The sequence below is a fragment of the Ferrimicrobium sp. genome (assembly GCF_027364955.1).
Lineage (GTDB): Bacteria > Actinomycetota > Acidimicrobiia > Acidimicrobiales > Acidimicrobiaceae > Ferrimicrobium.
The window spans coordinates 12,383-31,232 of the sequence record NZ_DAHXOI010000018.1 but is presented as its reverse complement, the minus strand read 5'-3'; the positions used below and the strand labels follow the sequence as shown (position 1 = coordinate 31,232).

Here is an 18,850-nt window from a genome sequence, read left to right as displayed (position 1 = left end):
CCGGACCGATCTACTCGACAAGTTCATTGGCGTTGTGGATTCGTGATCGGTCCCGCAAGGGTACCTCCACCGCTTCGTGCATGCTGTATGCCTGATTGTTCTGGAGGACCTGTGCGCTACGCCAGTTCGTTACGTTGATGACCAAGGGTGCTTGGGTGTTCACCGTTGGGAGTCCACCTTCGGCATCAAGGGTCGCGATCAGCATGACAAGTACCTCGCCAGCGTCTTTGATCCCCAACAACGACTGGTGAAAGTCATCGATATCGACGGCCATCTCGATCCCCAACTCACTCGGCTGCGCGATCACGAAACTTGGTCCGTCCTCCTGCGTCGAGCGCAGACCGAGATACGGGCCATACTCCGGTCCGAGAGCGCCCAGCACAAAACTATGGTGCCCTTCAAAGCCAGGTAGCCCTATCGGAAAACTCAGCGGCAAACTCAGCACCCGCTCGGTACGGGTCGTCTCCTCGGTGACTTGACTCATTGATCCTCCTCGATGATAGGACTGACTACTTGGTGAAAAACTGCTCGGACAGAGCCCAGAACGACTCTGGTCTCAGGACATGGGTGGGTAGAGATTGGTTACGACACTGCATTAGAGATACTGGGCAAGGGTTGGCTGGTTTAACTGCGAGGTCGCATAGAGGGCGACCTGGTAGTTATTGAGTTCCTGCTGATACTGGGTCGTTAACTGTGCGGTGTCGATATTTTGAATCGCACCGACTTCGTTGGTCGCCTGGGTCACAGCTCCTGTCACCTGTTGGCTCATCACCTGGAACTGGTCGTAGTTCACGCCAGCCTCAGCTGCCTTATTCTCGAGTGCTGTTAGTGCCGTCTGAACTTGGCTAAGATCAGTACCGGCTGCGGCCGAGATGCTTCCTCCAGGGCTCAGATTACTGATGGCGCTGTTGATCGCCGCGAAGATGCCTTGACCACCGGTCTTGGTCGCGCCAAACGGATCCGTCAAGCTGGTCGGGAGTTCCACACCTGGAGCCGCCGCCACCTGAGGCGCTGACCCATTGCCCTGGTAGGTGACTGTCCCGCCCGAATCTGTGTAGGCTGTCGTGCTACCCGAGGTTCCAGCGAAGATCGGCTGACCCAGGTAGGTCGTGTTGGCGACGCCAAGCAGGGATTGCTCAAGTCCTTGCAACTGGCTCGCCAACCCCTGAGCGTTCGCAGTTGTCACCCCAGGACCACCCGCCTGCACCAACACACTTGAGATCTGTTGGACGATACTCACGGCTTGGGTCATGGACGCATTGGCCAACGAGGCGACGGTCTGCCCTTCCTTGATATTGGTCTGGTACTGGTTGTAGGCCGAAAGCGACGCGTTCACGTTGATCAGGTTGGCTACACCCGTTGGGCTATCAGAGGGCTGCGAAATATTCTCCCCCGTGGTGAGGGTCTGCTCTAGCGAACCGAGCTGGGTCTGATACTGATCAAGCGAGGTTGTCATCAACGCGCTAAGGCTCATCTGTGTTGGGATCATCGACATCTCTGTGTTCTCCTTCCTTGGCTAGACATCTTGTATGAGCGATTGCAGGGTCGTCGCTACCGTTGAGATCACCTTGGCCGCTGCCTGGTACTGTTGTTGATAGTTGACGAGGTTGACCAACTGGGAGTTGACCGAGACTCCAGAGACCGATTGCTCCGCACTGTAGGCTTGGTTATAGGTGTTGGTCGCATTGGTTGCGTTCGCGGTGGCGTTTTGGACATCGAGGCCAACCTGTGCAACTGAACTTGCCCACTGAGCCATCGAGCTCGGTTGCGTACCCGTACCGGACGGATTAGGGACAGAGGTAGCAGTCTGGAGATTTGCCGCTGCCTGAAAGGCAGGGCCATCGCTCGCAAGCTGTGACGCACTGAGAGTAGCGTAGGTGCTGGCAAACTGGGGGTTAGCCGAAAAGGTCTGTGCGTTGAGCTGGGGTGCTGTCGAAGAACCAGAGAAGGAGGAACCCACCAGAGTGCCGAACAACGGGTAGGTGGTACCGTTAGGGATCACCGCGTTGATCTGTGACACCAAAGAACTCGCCAAAGAGTTCAGGCGATCTCCATAACTGGGAAGGTTCGTGTTGAGTGCGGTCAACGTGGCACCAAGGGTACCCCCAGATACAGGAACCGTCGTCCCCGAAGACTGCAGGGTAACAGTAGCCAACTGAGAGAGCGAAGGGGGCTCTGTTTGCGTGCCCGGGCTGAAACTAATCGAGGATGCTTGCCCTCCCTGTACTAACGCCACACCTCCCACTAGTAAGGTGGTCTGCCCTGCGTTCCCAGGGAGCGAGGTGACGCCAAGCTCACTGGCGAGTTTGTCGATGACTTGGTTCTGTTGGTCAACCAAAGTATTGGAGGCACCCGGAGTCAGCGATGTGCTGGCCAGTTGGGTATTGATGGAGGCAACCTGCTGGAGCTGAGCGTTGATCGTGCCGACGAGTGTCGATGCCGAGCTTGCCGCCTGATTGTAGGTAGCAGTGAGGTTTGTCGCTGCCTGATTGATGGCGGTGGCCACGTTCTGTGCAGAAGCCTGTAACTGGAGATATGCGGCGGGCTGTGATGGAGTATCAGCAACATTGGAGAAGTCGTTGAACATCGTGTTCATCTGTTCAGCGATGCCGTTCGAACTCGGCTCGTTGAAGGAGGCTTGGGCACTCGTCAACAATGACTGCATCTGATTCGCATAGCTCTGAGCACCGTTAGCCGAGAGCTCGAGTTGTCGGTTGAAGCTATTGGACGATTGGAGGATGCCGGTGACCGTTACACCGTTGCCAATGGGATCCCCAGGGGTCTGCTGGTTCGCCAACGATGCTGTTTCTTGGAGATAGCCAGGGGTGTTGGCGTTGGAGATATTCTCGCTGACGGTGTCGAGGCCGGTCTGTGCGGCATCGAGGCCAGAGAGCGCGATAGAGAGAGAACCGCCACTCATGCGCGGTGACTCACCGACTCAGGCTTTAAGAGCTCGATATCGCCGTCGCCACGGTAAAGACCGATGTCAAGCCCCAAGTCACGCATCAGGTTGGCCACAACCATCGAACGCCAGAAACAGCCAACCATCACTACATTCGCTTTGGTTACTAACTGTTGGTACCGACTCCTAAAAGCGCCAGGCTCTAGTTCTCCTGACTGCACCTCCTCCACAAGGTAGCCAATGAGCTCATTGAGGCTCACCGCTCGCAGGGCGAGCTCCTCATCGGCGTTCTGTGTCATCAGGTCGCTCATCGCACTCAACTCATGATCGAGCTGATCGAGAAGCTCTTCGATGCGGCTCACATCCACTACGTGATCATTCATGGTGGGACCATCGGCATCGATACGCCCAACCTAAGTTCTCGTTTTCGAGTACGTGAAGAGCCGTGCCATCCGGTGTGGCCCCTCCATGAGGATCGGGTAACGTGAGGCCAACGCTGCCGGGGACAAATCACGCAGGTAACCGCGCGTAATGGGATCCGAGGTTGCGTTCATAAAGAGCTTGCTCGCGTGGTTGTTGATGATCGAATTGGCTGAACGTCCGTAACGGTGCTCAAGCTGGGCAAGGTCCTGCACGATCGAGATCAACCGTACCCCCTGCCCAATGCCGATGGCCGCCAGGCGATCCAGATTCGGGATCGGAGCAAGGTTGGCGAGTTCATCTAGACAGAGCAGCACTGGGTTCTCGCGCCCTCCCTCGAGTGCAAGAGCGACAATACGCGAGAGCAGCAACGCAAAGAGCAAGGAATGGAACTCCTGCTCGCCGGCACTGGCCACCAGAAACGTTGAGCTGGTTGCCCCATCGAAGAGATCAGAGACCCGAAGCGCAGGCAGATCCGTGTCTGCATGGGTGAGTGGCCCAACTAGCCCACGTGCGGTGAGGAGGACCGAGTCGCGTTGGCGATCCTCCAGAGCACACGTCGCCAACACCTGCTCGGCCAATCGACGCTCTCCATGTGAAATCAGACTTCGATAGAGCTCCCCTGGATCATCCAGCCAACCGAGCATCGGTGCACCCGTACACTGGGACGCTCGCAGCACACCAGCTACCACGGGCTCTGCCAGTTGATACCAGAAGTGGGTATCACCGCTCGTCGCAGTGTAGGAGGGTTGAGCGAGTACCAACGCATGCGCCATCGCGGCGGCTTCGCGCCCACCCGTTGCCTCGCAGATCGGATCCCAACGATGGGTCGCACGCTCGGGATCACCGATGATCATGAGACGCCCCTTCGCTTGACGACTGGCGAGTATCTCTGGGATGAGCAGATCCGCCTTCACCGACGTCGCGACCAGTGATCCCGGAAAAGACAAGAGATTGGGGAGCACGACCTTAGTCGTCTTCCCGCTCCTCGTTGGACCGACTACGAGCAAGGAGTGCTCGTCGGTGATTGACACCCGCCGATGTCGAGAGAGCTGGATCCGAAGGCGATTCGCCGGCATCGCAACAGGACTGCCGACGCGTAGCCTGAGGCTGGATTCTGGCCGTTGTGGCCGCCGATACCCACCCTGCAGTTGACGCGATGAAGGTGGGCGCCGCTCCCCCCTCTGAGAACCAAGAAGCCAGAGCGCGATGACCACCACAACCACGAGGAAAGCCCCCACACTAACCTCGCATCGCCTTATCGGTGTCGACAAGTACGCATTCCTCTTCAAGAAGTCGATGACTCACGAGAAACTGATGGTTCCCGATACTCCAGAGCGCCTCGCCTCTGGCGAGGCTAGCGAGTGTCTCGCCCACCATGGGGCTAAGCCCAAGGGCCACTGCGAGCTGGGTCACCTCTTCGCGGGCTTGACGAAAAATGACGCGGGTCTCGACATCTTTTACTAGTTCAGCGGCTTCGGAGTCCAAATCCGAGATCCGGTGCGTAACGGCGACCACCGACGCTCCATAGCTACGAGCGAGCTTAAACAGACCCCGCATCTCCCGTACTGCATCCGCATGTTGGAGCACCGACCAGGCCTCATCGACAACGACAAAACCTGGGGAGAGCTCTGACTTGGCGAACTGTGCGATACGTGCCCGGAGCAGACAGCTGATAGCAAAGGCCGTCAGCCGAGGATCCGCCAGCGATCGAAGGTCCACCACCACGCGTTCTGAAAGGGTGACACTTTGGCCATCCACCGCAAAGACACCGGCGAGATCGCCGTCGATGAGGCGGGTGAACTGGGCACGAAATTCGCGACGAAGTCGCCCCTCCTCTCGATCAGCGTGCGCCCCAACGGGCCCTCGGTCAACAAGGTCAACGAGGTGAGCCAGGGTGATTGCACCGGGCTCGACGATGAGCTGTGTGGTGACCTCTTGGAGCAACTGGTACTCCAGCGGTAACGGTGATCGGCCATAGAGTACGGCAAAGATACCCACCAATACCCCGGCGAGTACCCGCTGCGAAGTACCGACTCCTGCAAAGGGGTCCAACCCGGCACCGTCGGCTAGACCCAATCGCTTCGCGCCCAAACTTGTCGCTGCAGGCGCATACTCCCCTTTTGGATCGAGGATCAAGATCGAGGTTGTCGGCGCTGCCTCCCGAACCAACAGGGTCTTGACAAAGGCACTCTTACCACGACCGATCTCGCCAAGCACAAGCATGTTGGGACTCGTCAAATAGCCAGCTTGATACAGCTCGAATGGGTCAAAGCAAAAGACACCACCGAGACGGGAAACCCCCACGGGACGAAGGCGCGTGGGAGGCAACGGGCTTGAGGCCAGAAGCGGCAGTCGCCCCAGGGTTCGCGTGCTGTCTTGAAAGCTCAACTCCATCCAGTCACCCCCAAAATCGCCCGCTCGAAGAGGGTGCGCTGCTCCCCAAGGACAAGCTTGAGCCGAAGCTGCGCGCTGGCCGCTAACTCCTCTAGCCCAGCGCGGCTCGCCACCAATCGTTGTGCACTCGGAGCCAAGAGCACCACCAATACCTGGTAACGACAGAGCCGGTATCCCGCCAGGAGCTCCTCCTCTTGAGTGAGCGAGGTAGCCTCACGGTAGTCGTCTCTGGCTCGATCCAGATAACCTCGCTCTCGGCGGAGTCGACGATCGGCGACCATCTCCGTCCGGTGGCGCGCCACCTCCCGTTGCGCACGTCGAGTCTCGACTGGGCGTACAATCAGGGAGACCACACGGCTTGGGGGACCCGGAGCAAAAAGGCCGAGGAGCATCCCTGGGTCTACGCTCCGGCCTGGCCAACCTTCGACGCGATAGGTCGAGGCCACGAACTCGTCACCAACGAGCATCTCTACCCGTTCACTGGCTTGCGCGCCGGCAGTAGAGAAGGAGCTGCTAATGGCGCCACACGCCCTGTCGATCAATTCGCTCGGCACCTCCGGTGATGCCAAGGTGATGCCTTCGATGTGGTTCGTCCTACCAAGTCCCGTCATTGTTCTGACCAAGGCAGCACGGTGTCGACGCAAGGACCCAGGTGGCCCGGTCACGAGCAACGATGTCTGGACCCCATAGGTGGTGAGCGCCAACTCCCGATAACTCTTGGAACACTCCGACAGGTCCTCGAAGAGGGTCTGTGGCAGGATCGCGCTACGGAGCACCAGCCCGCCATGTGGTACCAACCGGTTTGACGCCTCGGTCAGGAGGTGCGCCCAGGCGTCGCCGTACTCCTGCTTGGCACGCAGGATCGCCGCTGGGGTCTCATCGGTGACCACGAAGCCTCCGATCAGCTGGCGCGAACCGCTACTCAACAGCAGTTGCGCGTCGGTAGAGACCCCTGGGGTGCGGCGCGTGACCCTTGCCCCCATGAACATCTTCATCGAGGCAAAAGGGTGCATCTTGAACCAGCGTATTGTTGCCAGGAGCGCAGCCCCTCCAACGATTCCTCCGATGACCAAGGCGAGGCGCATCATCGGGTTCGCCAGCCCAAGGACGCCAATGACGACCACCACAGCAAGGGCAAACCGCGCCACCACGGCGACGCGAAGACCCAACATCTGCGTCCCTGACGCTGGGGTACCAAAATAGACGAGATTATGTTGGTCGACATCATCGTTGCTCATCCTCGTCTCCCCTTTCGTTGGTGTCCGTAGAGAAACTCATCGACCCATGGGTCGGTCTTCGCCATTTCAGCGATCGCTGCCGGCACTGGGTGCCCCTCATACTGGGGCAGGGTCGACTTCGTCTGCTTGGACCAGGGCGCCGCTAAGACGATGCTTGCCATGTACCCTTGATCAGCGAGGGCACCGACACGAGAGAGCGCCATCGACCGTGCACTCGAGAAGGCTTCGAGCGCGACCGCCTCGCTGAATGCGACCGAACGCAGAATCGCGATCGGAGCAAAGCAGACGACCAGCAGCAAGGCCACCCCCGAGAAGGCGAGCGAAAGAAGGTTGCCAACGCCAGAACGACCCGTCGCTTCGACAAGGAGCGCAGCACCTAACCCGATCCCGATCGCGAGTACGAGTTTGGAGATGACGAGCCCAAAAAGGGAACGCAACGCCGTGGTAAACCAGTGACGCCCCATCGGAAGGACGATGCCAATGCATGCCAGCGGAAAGAGCCCGAGTACGAGGTAGATCCCGGCATCGCGCATCAGTAACTCCAAAAAGAGGGAAACAGCACCGAGCAGTGCGATCGCCGCTAGCACCCCTGCCACGATCGGCCCAACCCCAGGAACTGCACGCCCCCAGGAGAAGATGAGGGCAAGCCGAGGAAGTGCGGCGATATCAGCGAGTGGACCTTTTGACAGGGCATCTACCACGGATGCCAGATCGGCGGTCATGGTCGGTGCCAGCAGCACCGCGCACACCGCGATGGGTACGCGAGCGACCAACTCGACAAGAGACCCGATACTCTGGCGCCACAGTGCTGCGACCACCCCGATGAGGAGAGCGGGAACCAACACAATCGCTAAGAGTTCGACCTGCTGACGATAGACCGCCTGCACAGCGTGTGCCCCGATGTCGAGTCGATCCGCCGCGTTGAGCAGCGTGACGACCTCGTGGAGAAACCAGCTCAGCGCCCCAGTGAGGAGGTGGCCGGCAAAACCGGCGAGTGCAGTCGCAAGGTACCGAACGATCGCATGAGCGATGGCATCGACTGGGGCTGAAATGAGCGACCCGATCACCACCGTTAGACGCCAAGGCCCAGATGAAAGAAGAAGTTGATGATCGCTGGTGCTGCGCCAATGATGAGTGCGGCGGCCCCCGCCGCCAGTACCGCCCGACGACCAAAGTAGGACTGCTGGTAGTTCTGGCTATGCGCGCCCAATGCCCAGGTCGCCGCCCCGATAATCAGGCCAATCAGTGCCAATATGAGCGCCCAACCACCGATCCCATTGGCGAGCTGTTGAATCACCGTTCCGCCCGGCAACGCCGAGGGATCAGGGTTGAGCGCTACATTGAGAAGCATCCATGCCATCTGTTCCTCCTTCCGTGGAGATCTTAAGCATATCATCATTTTCTATTATATTTCATGTCATTCCTTAAAAAATATTCTGAGGTTGTCCGCCACACGATGACACCCACCCGAGGGGCGAGTCCCTCCTAGTATGGAGGGGTAAAGGAGTGCGCAACGGTGGAGGACAGAGCAAGTACCCGCGTCGAGGATGCCGAACTTTGGAGTCGCGCAGCGGCGAGTCTCTCGATCGGCGTGGTGCTCGTCGATGCTGACTACCATACCGTCTACTCCGACTACGCCGATAAGATTCCCACGGGTGGTTTTGCCGAGCGCATACTCCTCGAACGCGCCATCTCTGCCCTGAAACACGATGCTCGCCTCGAGCTCTACCGATCACAGACCCTTGAGGTCTTTGGCCCTCCAAAGAGTTACTTCCAGCTCGTCACCACGCCCCTCGGCAGCGATCCTCACCCCCCCTTCATCATCACCGTTGAGAACATCACCGAGCGCAAGCGACTTGAGGAGGTGCGCCGTGACTTCGTCGCCAATGTCTCCCATGAACTCAAAACCCCAGTCGGTGGTATCGTGCTCCTCGCCGATGCCCTCAGCCAGGAGTCCGATCCCGCCACTGTCCTCCGTCTCTCTCGTCGAATCCTCGACGAGGGGGATCGGCTCGCCCGCCTCGTCACCGATCTCCTCGATCTCTCAAAGCTTGAGGAGACCGAACTCCATCAGATCCATGATGTCAACCTCAATGAGATCGCCTCGGAGTGCGTGGATCGTTATCGCCTTGGAGCTGAGGCGCGTGGCATCAGACTTGAGGTGACGTTTGCACCCGACCCCCCGATCGTGAGTGGCGATCGTTGGCAGCTCAGCTCCGCCCTCTCCAACCTCGTCGACAACGCCATCAAGTACTCCGAACCAGGAACCGAGGTGCGGGTCACGATTGCTATCTCAGCCGAAAGCATCGAGGCCATCATTGCGGACCGAGGTATTGGTATTCCTGCCCGTGATCTCTCACGTATTTTCGAGCGCTTCTACCGAGTCGATGCAGATCGCTCGCGTGCAACGGGAGGGACTGGCCTTGGGCTCTCTATAGTGAGACATGTGATAGAAAATCATCAAGGCAAGATCGACGTCACCTCCACCGAAGGTGTCGGGACAACATTTACGATCTCACTCCCACGGATCCCCACATGAGCCCGGACAAAGAACGTATTCTCATCGCCGAGGACGAGGAGAGTTTCGTCGACGCGATGACCCTTGGCCTCAGCCGCGAAGGTTTCGAGCCGATCGTCGCCAGCGACGGCCAGCGGGCGCTCGACCTCTTCCACGAGACACACCCTGACTGCATCCTGCTCGATGTGATGCTGCCCAAAATCTCGGGACTCGACGTCTGTCGACAGATTCGCAAGGAGTCTAAGGTACCGATCATTATGGTGACCGCTCGGGCTAGCGAGCTCGACACCGTACTCGGCCTCGAACTCGGAGCCGATGATTACGTCGCCAAACCATTTCGGATGGCCGAATTGGTGGCGCGCATCCGCGCACTCTTACGGCGGACCACTGAGAGTGCAGAACGACCGCGCACCGATGAGGAGGTGCTGCGCTACCAAGGGCTTACCGCCTATGTCGATCGACATCAGGTAGTTGTGGGTGAGGACGAGATCAAACTTCCCCCCAAAGAGTTTGAGCTCCTCATCCTTTTCCTCCGCAATCCTGGCAAAGTACTGACACGTGATCTGCTTGTTGATCGAGTTTGGGGGCATGACTACTACGGAGATACCAAAACCCTCGACGTTCACATCAAACGGCTGAGAACCAAGATTGAACCTGACCCCAACAATCCCACGGTGTTGACCACCATTCGAGGAGTAGGATATCGGCTTGATCTCGCCCGAGAATGAGGATGAGAGGGTCGCGCACGTCCTCGAACGACTCGCCTCTTCTGGCCATCGCATCACCAGCCCAAGACGCCATATCGTGACCGCACTGGTAGCAGCCGGTGGACACCTGACGGCGGAGGAAGTCGCCACCGCCGTGCAAACACGGGATCCGTCGGTGCATCTCGCGACCGTCTACCGAACGCTCGAAGCACTGGAACGCTCAGGGGTGGTGATCCACATCCATCTCGGACATGGTCGTGCCATCTACCATCTCGCCGACAGCTCCCACTATCACCTCTATTGCCAGGAGTGCGGCGCGGTTCAAGAGATCCCCCAGGCCGAGCTGGATCATCTCTTTACCGCGATCGCCCACACCTATGACTTTGAACCAAGTCTTGGCCACTTCGCAATCATCGGCACCTGCGGTCGCTGCAGGGAGCGCAATGGATCGAAGGGGCGCAATTCCGGCGGCACCTCACCCGAGTCGATCGCCTGAGCCAGCAGTTGACCCGTGATCGGGCCCTGTGTCACTCCCCACATACCATGCCCAGCGGCAAGATAGACCCCTGGTTGTGTTGTGGGTCCAATCAACGGGAGCCCGTCAGCGCTCACCGGCCGAGGACCCACCCAACGATCGTGGGCATGATCGATATCGATCCCGGTCAACAGATCCCGTGTCGATCGCGTGATCGCCGCGAGCCGTTGCGGATCAAGTGGGTCATCGGGACGTCGAAACTCCATCGTCCCCGCCACCCGTAAGCCACCATCGATGGGCGTACAGGCCACCCGCGCCGTGGGAAGGTAGATCGGCGTCGTGGCTGGCTCTTGGGTATCACAGATCATCGAATACCCTCTTCCCGCTCGTACCGGGATATGAACGCCGAGGTCTCGAGCCAGCCGATTGACCCAGGCGCCGGTCGCAACGACCGCCACGTCGGAGCGGATCGGCTCCAAGCCCGAGCGCGTGCGAACCTGCACCTCACGCCCCGTACCTCTGATCTGGATCACCTCCTGCTCCATCATGAAGGTCGCACCCCTGGTGCGGAGCGTGTCCGCAAGTGCATGAGTATAGCGATTGGGATTCACATACCGCTGATCGTGGATATCGATCACGCAACCGATTGCCCGCGAGAAGAGGGGTGACCGATCCTCGGCAGCCTTACCTTCGAGGAGATCGTAGTGCAACTCCCCGCCCGCGTCTCGGATCAACGCAAACTCATCCAACAAGCCCTCGGCCTCACGTCGATCTCGAAATCCAGCGAGGATGGGGGCTGAGGTCGTTGGTTCTTCCACCGTCAAACTCAGTCGATCGAAGGCTTCCAACGCTCGGGCATTCAAGATGGCTAGCGTATCCATCATCTGGGCGAAGGCACCTCGCGTGCACTGACTGGCAAAAAGTACCAAGAACCTCCAGAGTTCCGGATCGAACCGTAAGGGAACATAGAGCGGCGAATCTGCGCGCAACAAGGAAAGAAGTCCACTCGTGACCAACGAGGGCTCATTCAAAGGAATCGCCAACGCTGGCGAGAGCCAACCGGCGTTACCCCAGCTCGAACCCGCAGCTACGTCAGCCCCACGGTCCATGACCGTTACTTCATAGCCCTGCTCCTGGAGATGCCATCCACACGCGAGGCCCACAATGCCCGCACCGATGACGATCGCTCGTTTCACCTTTTTACCCCCTTCCAAGACTAAGCTAACTGCCTAAAGAGACCAAACCGGCAAACCCCATGACGGACACAACCGCTGGGGACGCGAGAACTACTGGAGGCCAGCTTGAAGGCAGTCGTCGTCGAATCACATGGTGGACCCGAACAGCTTCTGGTCAAAGAGATCGCAGAGCCTGAACCAAAGGCCAACGAGATCAAAATCCGCCTTCGCGCCGCGGGAGTGAATTTCATCGACATCTACCACCGCGAGGGTGTCTATCCGCTGGCGCTCCCAACAGTACTCGGCAACGAGGGCGCAGGAGAGGTGATCGAAGTTGGCGAAGAGGTCACGGAGTTCAGTGTGGGCGATCGGGTCGCCTACACCGGAGTTCTTGGGAGCTTCGCCGAACATGCGGTTGTACCCGCCTTGCGAGCCGTGAAGATCCCCAACGAAGTCTCCTTCGGCCAGGCAGCCGCCGCCATGCTCCAGGGAATGACGGCCCAGTTTCTCGCCGATAGCTGCTTCCCACTCAAGGAGCATCAGAATGCCGTTATCCACGCCGCAGCAGGTGGGGTTGGTTCCCTCCTCACCCAACTCGCCAGTCACAAGCATCACGCAACCGTGGTCGCCACCACCTCCACCCCCGAAAAGGCAGCCCAAGCGACGCGAAATGGCGCCACGCATTCCATCGACTACGATCACTTTGCAGACCTCGTCCATGAGCTCGGAGGCGCTGATGTCGTCTACGATGGCGTCGGGCAGGCTACCTTTGATCGAAGCTTGGCCTCACTCAAACCCCGCGGCATGTTGGTCCTCTATGGAGCCGCAAGCGGGCAGGTACCGCCCTTTGATCTCCAACGCTTGAACCAGGCTGGTTCAGTCTATGTCACGCGACCATCGCTGGTTCACTATATTGCAACTCGCCAAGAGCTGCTCACGAGGGCGACCACCCTGTTCGCTGACATCGCCTCTGGAATGCTGCGCGTCGACATTGGCGGCCGTTACCCGCTCGACAGCGTCGGACAGGCCCAACTCGACCTCGCTAGTCGGAACACGACCGGCAAGCTCATCATCACCATCTAGCTCCCACTAGCCGGTGGACCCAGAGCCCTCCCCGAGGTCGTGAACTCGCCAATGGAACACGGTCACGCCATCAACAAATGACCCTCAAAGGGCCAACAGGCAACGCATCGAGCCCCATTATCCGAGATCGGCGGAGAGGGCCTCGAGTAGCGAGCTGAGTAGATAGCCAAGGAAGTTGTAGAGATCCTCAGCAAACTTAGGGGTGAGTTTGGCCTCGTTGATCGAGGTCTGCGCCTCCGAAAGAACAAGACGGCAGTAGTTCAATAGGGTAGCAAGTTCATCGGACTGCTGCAAGCTAAGTTGGGGGGCATCGAGCATACCTTCGCCCATGCGAAGGCGCGTGACGATATCACCGATACCGCTCTCACCACCCTTGACTGCCTCCTCCGCCTCAAGGAGCGGATCATCGTACATCGGCGGTGAAAGTCGCCACGCCTCCTGCCCACCTGAGGCGGCAATCTTGGCGACGAGCAGCATCGACTGCTTAGTGACGTCTCGTTGTTGGGCCGGCAAAGAGACAACAATCGCGTCCCCTTGGCGGACAAAGGGCTCCTTCACGCTCGGCCTACTGTCGCCCAAAGGCCATAACGATGAAGGCTCGCGACATTGTTCTCCATGTCTTCACGGGCGCCCGCCGCAACAATGGCCTTCCCATCACGGTGGACTTGCATGGTAAGCTCCGTTGCCTTCACCTTCGAGAAGGCAAAAAGCATCTGCAGTACGTAGATCACGTAGGGGATGAGGTTGACCGGGTCATCCCAGAGAATCGTGACCCAGCTCTCCTCTGCGAGTGTCTCTTGTTGTTGTTCCTCAGTCGGCGAGAGTAATGGTGCTGTAGGCAATCGAACGCAATCCTCCTCACCCCAATTCTAACGGGGTACTACGAGGCGTAGGATGGACCAGGCAGAGAACTCGCCTTCGACTCGACGGTACTTACCTCGCCGCGGGCCTCCCGAGAGACATGGAAGAGGGAGAGATAGTACCAGGTCATCGCGATCCACGTCAGCGTTGCTCCTGCAATATGGATACCGATGAGGACCGCTGGGAGCCCAGAGAAATAGGTGGTGTAACCAATAATCGCCTGAATAGCACCCATCCAGAGTAACAGGCGAGCCCGACGCTGTACCACCTCCGGTGCGCGTGCCTGATGAAGGAGGAACAGATTAGCGAGGATTAAGGCGACAAGAATAATGGCAAAGTCCGCATGAAGGTAGGCTACTTGGCGCAGGTTGAACGGGAGTCGCGATGAGATCGGAGAGCCCGAGTAGGGTCCAGTGCCGGCCACCGCAGTCCCCACCACAATGACCGCTCCGAGGTTTAAGAACATCAGCCGACCAAGCCAAACGGTCTCTTTGCCGACAACGGGTTTTGCCTTACCGCCGGCAGAGATTGCGTGCTTATAGAGTACCAGCGAGTTCCAGAGGACGATGATGGCGAGGACGAAGTGTGCCATCACAAAGGGAGGGGCTAGCTTTTCCAACACCGTGATGCCTCCGAGCACGCTTTCGGCTACCACCTCAACGAAAAGCCCCAACGACAGCCACATGATGTCCTTGCGAAACGGCTTGCGGAAGAAGGCAAAGACCGCATTCACACTCATACCAAGCGCGGCAAAGAAGGTAACCACGCGGTTGACAAACTCAATCATCGGGTGGTAATCGAAGGACGCCGTGAAGTGACCGGTCGTGCAATCGGGCCAAGTCGGGCAGCCGAGTCCTGACTGTGTAAGCCGAACAATGCCACCAGTGACAATGATGACGGCGCAAAACACCAGCGTCGCATAGGAGATGCGACGGAAGAGGGCAGGAGAGACATCCCAAACCTGCTGCAGGCGTTGTAGGCGTTGCTTCATTACTTCCCTATGCTACCGTGAGGCACGCGGTTTAGCGCAATCGAGGGTCATTGGCATCTCATCAACTCCATCGGAAGAATCGAACGGCCAGCACTGGAGCACCGATGCCCCAAACCACCAGGTTGATGATCGCCCATGCCGGCACCGGCCCAGCCATCGCTAGGCCATGCAAAATGAGCTCCGAGGCTCCTGCAGCAGGCAGGAACTTTGCAATCACCTCCAGGAACCCAGGCAGGCTGGTCAACGGCACCGCCATCGAACCCAAACCGAGCAGAACGAGCCAGAGCAGGGTGGAGAGCCCGAGCACCAGTTCCGCCTTCAGCGTCCCACCGATGAGGAGCCCAAGACCGGTAAAGGCAGCCGTGGCGAGTACCCAACCGAGGATGAAGTAGAGAGGATTCCCCTCCGGGTGATAGCCCATCAATGCGCCGATCACGACAAGGACCACCAGCTGAATCAACTCGAGGACGACGACCTGGGCCAACTTAGCCATGATGATGCCGCGGCGACCAAGCGGTGTGACCCCGAGACGCTTGAGCACCCCGTAGTTGCGGTCAAAGGCGACGGTGATCGACTGCGATACCATGCCCGAGGCCATGATACCAAAGGCGATGGCACCAGCGAGAATAAAGTTCACGCGGCTTGGAACCCCAGATGGCACCGGCAGGAACTTCACCGACCCAAACACCAGGAGCCCGAGCACGGGAATGACGAGTGTCAAGAGTGCCGCTTCACCCTGTTGAAGGGTCATTTTGACCTCTGATGAGGCTTGCGCCAGTATCGGCCTAGCCATGCGTCTCCTCCGTCGATGTTTGGATGTGATGGTCGGCAAGCGTTTGGGTTGGGGATAGAGAAGGCGGAGGTAATGTGCTCGATTCGTGGCTCGCTGGAGTGCCCGTCGATGCCACGGAGATCAGCGAGAGATAGATCTCCTCCAACGAAGGACTGACCGTGGCGACATCCTGGGCCGCAACACCTAGATCGGTGAGCGTCTGTACAAGGCGCCCCAACAACTCGGTCGTTGGCTCTGCCTCAACCCGATAACGATCCACCCGTACCGGGCGGACATTGGCGCCCAGTCGAGCCCCGAGCATCACACAATCGACGCCACCATGGGCCGTGAACTCGACGCCTTCACCACCATAGGCCTCGCGGAGCCCTGCAGGGCTGCCCATGGCCCGCTCCTTACCCTGATCGATGATGAGGACTCGATCGACCATCCGATCGATCTCTTCGAGTTCGTGTCCGGTCATAAGAATCGCAACCGAGGCTGCACGCAGCTCGGTGATCAGATCACGGATCGCCGCCTTGCCCTCGGGATCGACTCCGGCTGTTGGCTCATCGAGCAGCAGCACGCGCGGTTGCCCGATGAGAGCGAGGGCGAGCGAAAGTCGCTGTTTTTCGCCTCCCGAGAGTCGGCGGTAGGGTGTCTTGAGTACAGAAGCGAGGCTGAGTTGGGCGACGAGATCGGCAACCGGTCGGGGGTGGTCATAAAAACGCGAATACAGCTCCAAGGCGGCCTTGACGGTCATCCGCGCGGGAATCCCACCTTCTTGTAACATCACCCCCATCTGGCGGGAGAGTTGTGCCTGCTTGGCGGCTGGTTCGATTCCGAGCACTCGAACCGACCCTTCGGTCGGGCGTCGATAGCCCTCGATCGTCTCTAACGTGGTGGTCTTACCGGCTCCATTAGGGCCGAGCAGTCCAAGGACCTCACCAAAGCCCACCTTGAACGAGAGTGTCTCTACCGCAACGGTGGCACCGTAGGTGACGGTGAGTTCTTGAACCTCGATTGCATCGTTCATATGGGTACTAGCCTAGAGAGTCTATGATCGATCTGCGAATCCTGCGAGAAAACCCTGACCGAGTCACCAGGTTGCTCGGCACCCGAAACGTCCCCTCCGATGAGGTCGCCAAGCTCCTCGAACTCGATACCGAGCTGCGACGGACCTTGGCTGAGCGTGACGAGATTCGTGCCTCGATCAACCAGCTCTCCAAGAGCGTAGGCGAACTCCGTCGTGCCGGCCAGGTCGATGAGGCGACCCAAGCCCAAGAGCGCTCCCGTACCCTCGGTGAACAGGTCAAGGAGTTAGAGACGCGTGCCAGCGAACTCACTGAGGCTCGCGACGCGATCTGGCTGGTTACGCCGAACCTGCCCGCTAAGGAGGCACCGATCGGCGAGGACGAGCGTGACAACCGGGTGGTGCGCTACTGGTCCCCAGAGGATGGTCATCGCGGGGTAGAGGACTTCGAGCTGCCTACCTTCGCCGACCATCAGCGAGTCCCCCATTGGGAGACCGGCACTGAATTGGGCATTCTCGACTTCGAACGCGCCACCAAAATATCCGGATCGATGTTCTCCATGTATCGGGGCCCTGGGGCACGACTGTTGCGCTCGCTGACCAGCTTGGCCCTCGACATGCACGCCGAGGCCTTCGAGGAGATCCGTCCACCCACCCTGGTCAAGCGAGAGACCATGCAGGCAACCGGCCATCTCCCGAAGTTCGTCGATGAAGCCTATGCTATCGAACGCGACGATCTTTATCTGATTCCTACCGCCGAGGTACCGCTCACCTCGTTGGGGCGTAATGAGATCCTCGAGGAGGCCCAACTCCCTCTTCGCTTTGCCGCCTACACTCCCTGCTTCCGTCGTGAGGCCGGTGCTGCTGGTCGCGACACACGAGGCTTACTACGCCTACACGAATTCGACAAGGTGGAGCTCCTCTCCTACTGCACCCCCGATCAAGGCCATGACCTTTTTCTCGAAGTACTCCGACGAGCAGAACTCCTGTTGCAGGCGTTGGGGCTCACCTATCGCGTACTGGACCTGTGTACGGGCGATCTCGGCCAATCCTCGGCAAGAACCTTCGATCTTGAGGTCTTCTCTCCGGGAACGGACAAATGGCTCGAAGTGAGTTCGGTGAGCCTCTTCACCGATTACCAAGCACGGCGAGCCAATATCCGCTATCGCTCAAGCGACGGATCCGTGAACTACGTCTACACGGTCAACGGATCAGCCTTGGCCTGGGGAAGGGTCATTGCGGCCATGCTCGAGATCGGTCGCCAGCCAGACGGCAGCGTCCTCCTCGCCGAGGTGCTGGCTCCGTACTTCCGCGGAACCACCATCACGAAATCGGAGAAATCTCTTCCGCCGATTTCCAAAAACCGCTGATTCCTTGCTAGCGTAACTCATGTGAGTACTGCACAAGTTATCTTTGCTACGGCGTTGGGCATCATCGCCCTTGGTATTGTTGGGTTTGCGATCTATGTGTTCTCCACCACCATGTGGGGTAATCGCTGGGTGAGGAGGGTCCGGTGAGCAAAGGGGCTACGGTCTATAAGGGCAAGAGCGGCCAATGGGCCTTCGTTCTCCATCGAGTTACCGGATTCTTGGTGTTTCTCTTCCTGCTGCTCCATATCGTCGACGTTTCAACACTCAACGATCCGCACGTCTACAACCAGATCCACCAGCTCTATGGCAACATCTTTCTCCGCCTCTTCGAGGTCGGGCTGTTGTTCGCGCTGCTTTATCATGCGCTGAACGGTTTGCGCGTGATCATGATCGACTTCTGGCCCGGTGTCATCAAGAATGAAAAGGGCGTCTTTAACTTCATGCTGTCGCTTGCGATCGTGTTGACCATCATCGGTGGTTGGTTCATCGTCAAGCCATTCTTTCTAGGAGCACACTGATGGCAGCCGCACTGACCAGGAGTCAAGGAAGAGGGCAACGGAGTTCCCGTCAGAACTTTGAGACATGGGCGTGGTTTTTCATGCGTGTCTCCGGAATCATCCTCTTCTTCCTCGCACTCATCCACATGTACATCATGCACATCGAAAACGATGTCACCAACACCACCGTCAGCTTTGTGGCCCGACGATGGGCGAACCCATGGTGGAAGCTCTTTGACTGGTGGTTACTGGTCCTGGGACTGCTCCACGGCGGTAATGGCCTACGGACCATCATCGACGACTATGTGAAGAAGCCCTTAAAGCGCACACTGACAAAGGCGTTGCTCTACGTGGTTGGCAGTGGTCTGTTCCTGCTCGGCACCATCACTGTCTTGACCTTCAAGTAAGGCTTCA

The 18,850-nt window shown here is 58.7% G+C and carries 22 protein-coding genes and 1 pseudogene; 8 read left to right on the top strand and 15 right to left on the bottom strand.

Annotated elements, in window-relative coordinates:
• Window positions 1-10 precede the first annotated feature (10 nt).
• The 9 genes from M7Q83_RS10750 to M7Q83_RS10710 form a co-directional block, all read right to left on the bottom strand.
• Window positions 11-484, bottom strand: a complete 474-nt coding sequence (locus M7Q83_RS10750; protein ID WP_298338400.1) for a flagellar assembly protein FliW — start codon at window positions 482-484, stop codon at window positions 11-13.
• A 111-nt stretch (window positions 485-595) separates the two neighbouring features.
• Window positions 596-1,495, bottom strand: a complete 900-nt coding sequence (locus M7Q83_RS10745; RefSeq protein WP_298338397.1) for a hypothetical protein — start codon at window positions 1,493-1,495, stop codon at window positions 596-598.
• 21 nt (window positions 1,496-1,516) lie between these two features.
• Window positions 1,517-2,920 carry a flagellar hook-associated protein FlgK gene (gene flgK, locus M7Q83_RS10740; protein ID WP_298338394.1) on the bottom strand — a complete coding sequence of 468 codons (1,404 nt, stop codon included), beginning with the start codon at window positions 2,918-2,920 and terminating at the stop codon, window positions 1,517-1,519.
• The gene (locus tag M7Q83_RS10735; RefSeq protein ID WP_298338393.1) at window positions 2,917-3,285 is read right to left on the bottom strand and encodes a hypothetical protein; all 369 of its coding nucleotides are present in this window, start codon (window positions 3,283-3,285) and stop codon (window positions 2,917-2,919) included. Before M7Q83_RS10735 ends, flgK begins: the two co-directional genes overlap by 4 nt.
• Window positions 3,286-3,315: 30 nt before the next feature.
• Complete coding sequence (locus M7Q83_RS10730) at window positions 3,316-4,563, bottom strand: type IV secretory system conjugative DNA transfer family protein (protein ID WP_298338392.1); 1,248 nt, start codon at window positions 4,561-4,563, stop codon at window positions 3,316-3,318.
• A 1-nt stretch (window position 4,564) separates the two neighbouring features.
• Entirely contained in the window at window positions 4,565-5,719 is a 1,155-nt protein-coding gene (locus tag M7Q83_RS10725) for a DUF87 domain-containing protein (protein ID WP_298338391.1), read from the bottom strand.
• Window positions 5,710-6,957 carry an SCO6880 family protein gene (locus M7Q83_RS10720; protein WP_298338390.1) on the bottom strand — a complete coding sequence of 416 codons (1,248 nt, stop codon included), beginning with the start codon at window positions 6,955-6,957 and terminating at the stop codon, window positions 5,710-5,712. Before M7Q83_RS10720 ends, M7Q83_RS10725 begins: the two co-directional genes overlap by 10 nt.
• Complete coding sequence (locus tag M7Q83_RS10715) at window positions 6,954-8,027, bottom strand: hypothetical protein (protein WP_298338389.1); 1,074 nt, start codon at window positions 8,025-8,027, stop codon at window positions 6,954-6,956. Before M7Q83_RS10715 ends, M7Q83_RS10720 begins: the two co-directional genes overlap by 4 nt.
• A gap of 2 nt (window positions 8,028-8,029) precedes the next feature.
• Window positions 8,030-8,317, bottom strand: coding sequence for a DUF6112 family protein (locus M7Q83_RS10710; RefSeq protein ID WP_298338388.1), 288 nt, complete (start codon window positions 8,315-8,317; stop codon window positions 8,030-8,032).
• 156 nt (window positions 8,318-8,473) lie between these two features.
• Here M7Q83_RS10710 and M7Q83_RS10705 point away from each other — a divergent pair, with 156 nt between their 5' ends.
• The 3 genes and pseudogenes from M7Q83_RS10705 to M7Q83_RS10695 all read left to right on the top strand — a co-directional run.
• On the top strand, window positions 8,474-9,496 hold the full coding sequence (locus M7Q83_RS10705; RefSeq protein WP_298338387.1) for an ATP-binding protein: 1,023 nt from the start codon (window positions 8,474-8,476) through the stop codon (window positions 9,494-9,496).
• Window positions 9,493-10,203, top strand: coding sequence for a response regulator transcription factor (locus tag M7Q83_RS10700; RefSeq protein WP_298338386.1), 711 nt, complete (start codon window positions 9,493-9,495; stop codon window positions 10,201-10,203). Before M7Q83_RS10705 ends, M7Q83_RS10700 begins: the two co-directional genes overlap by 4 nt.
• Before the next feature lie 76 nt (window positions 10,204-10,279).
• Window positions 10,280-10,510 (top strand): annotated as a pseudogene (locus tag M7Q83_RS10695) (transcriptional repressor); the annotation flags it as partial.
• A 47-nt stretch (window positions 10,511-10,557) separates the two neighbouring features.
• Here M7Q83_RS10695 and M7Q83_RS10690 read toward each other — a convergent pair.
• Complete coding sequence (locus M7Q83_RS10690; RefSeq protein ID WP_298338385.1) at window positions 10,558-11,853, bottom strand: FAD-dependent oxidoreductase; 1,296 nt, start codon at window positions 11,851-11,853, stop codon at window positions 10,558-10,560.
• Window positions 11,854-11,958: 105 nt separating this feature from the next.
• Between M7Q83_RS10690 and M7Q83_RS10685 the strand changes: the two genes are divergently transcribed.
• Complete coding sequence (locus tag M7Q83_RS10685; RefSeq protein ID WP_298338384.1) at window positions 11,959-12,915, top strand: quinone oxidoreductase; 957 nt, start codon at window positions 11,959-11,961, stop codon at window positions 12,913-12,915.
• A 117-nt stretch (window positions 12,916-13,032) separates the two neighbouring features.
• Here M7Q83_RS10685 and M7Q83_RS10680 read toward each other — a convergent pair whose 3' ends face one another.
• The 5 genes from M7Q83_RS10680 to M7Q83_RS10660 all read right to left on the bottom strand — a co-directional run bounded on the left by M7Q83_RS10680 (window position 13,033) and on the right by M7Q83_RS10660 (window position 16,572).
• Complete coding sequence (locus M7Q83_RS10680; protein WP_298338383.1) at window positions 13,033-13,473, bottom strand: hypothetical protein; 441 nt, start codon at window positions 13,471-13,473, stop codon at window positions 13,033-13,035.
• On the bottom strand, window positions 13,470-13,757 hold the full coding sequence (gene clpS, locus M7Q83_RS10675) for an ATP-dependent Clp protease adapter ClpS (protein ID WP_298338382.1): 288 nt from the start codon (window positions 13,755-13,757) through the stop codon (window positions 13,470-13,472). Before clpS ends, M7Q83_RS10680 begins: the two co-directional genes overlap by 4 nt.
• Before the next feature lie 38 nt (window positions 13,758-13,795).
• Window positions 13,796-14,767 carry a COX15/CtaA family protein gene (locus M7Q83_RS10670; RefSeq protein ID WP_298338380.1) on the bottom strand — a complete coding sequence of 324 codons (972 nt, stop codon included), beginning with the start codon at window positions 14,765-14,767 and terminating at the stop codon, window positions 13,796-13,798.
• A 61-nt stretch (window positions 14,768-14,828) separates the two neighbouring features.
• Window positions 14,829-15,560 carry an ABC transporter permease gene (locus M7Q83_RS10665; RefSeq protein WP_298338378.1) on the bottom strand — a complete coding sequence of 244 codons (732 nt, stop codon included), beginning with the start codon at window positions 15,558-15,560 and terminating at the stop codon, window positions 14,829-14,831.
• Window positions 15,553-16,572 carry an ABC transporter ATP-binding protein gene (locus M7Q83_RS10660; RefSeq protein WP_298338376.1) on the bottom strand — a complete coding sequence of 340 codons (1,020 nt, stop codon included), beginning with the start codon at window positions 16,570-16,572 and terminating at the stop codon, window positions 15,553-15,555. Before M7Q83_RS10660 ends, M7Q83_RS10665 begins: the two co-directional genes overlap by 8 nt.
• 23 nt (window positions 16,573-16,595) lie before the next feature.
• Between M7Q83_RS10660 and serS the strand changes: the two genes are divergently transcribed.
• The 4 genes from serS to sdhD are packed head-to-tail and all read left to right on the top strand — an operon-like array spanning window position 16,596 to window position 18,843.
• On the top strand, window positions 16,596-17,939 hold the full coding sequence (gene serS, locus M7Q83_RS10655; protein ID WP_298338374.1) for a serine--tRNA ligase: 1,344 nt from the start codon (window positions 16,596-16,598) through the stop codon (window positions 17,937-17,939).
• Window positions 17,940-17,960: 21 nt separating this feature from the next.
• Window positions 17,961-18,086: a hypothetical protein gene (locus M7Q83_RS10650; RefSeq protein WP_298338372.1), complete on the top strand. Its 126-nt coding sequence runs from the start codon at window positions 17,961-17,963 to the stop codon at window positions 18,084-18,086.
• Window positions 18,083-18,457, top strand: coding sequence for a succinate dehydrogenase, cytochrome b556 subunit (gene sdhC / locus M7Q83_RS10645; RefSeq protein ID WP_298212195.1), 375 nt, complete (start codon window positions 18,083-18,085; stop codon window positions 18,455-18,457). The genes M7Q83_RS10650 and sdhC overlap by 4 nt, the downstream gene beginning before the upstream one ends.
• Complete coding sequence (gene sdhD, locus M7Q83_RS10640) at window positions 18,457-18,843, top strand: succinate dehydrogenase, hydrophobic membrane anchor protein (protein WP_298338370.1); 387 nt, start codon at window positions 18,457-18,459, stop codon at window positions 18,841-18,843. Before sdhC ends, sdhD begins: the two co-directional genes overlap by 1 nt.
• The last annotated feature ends 7 nt before the right edge of the window (window positions 18,844-18,850 follow it).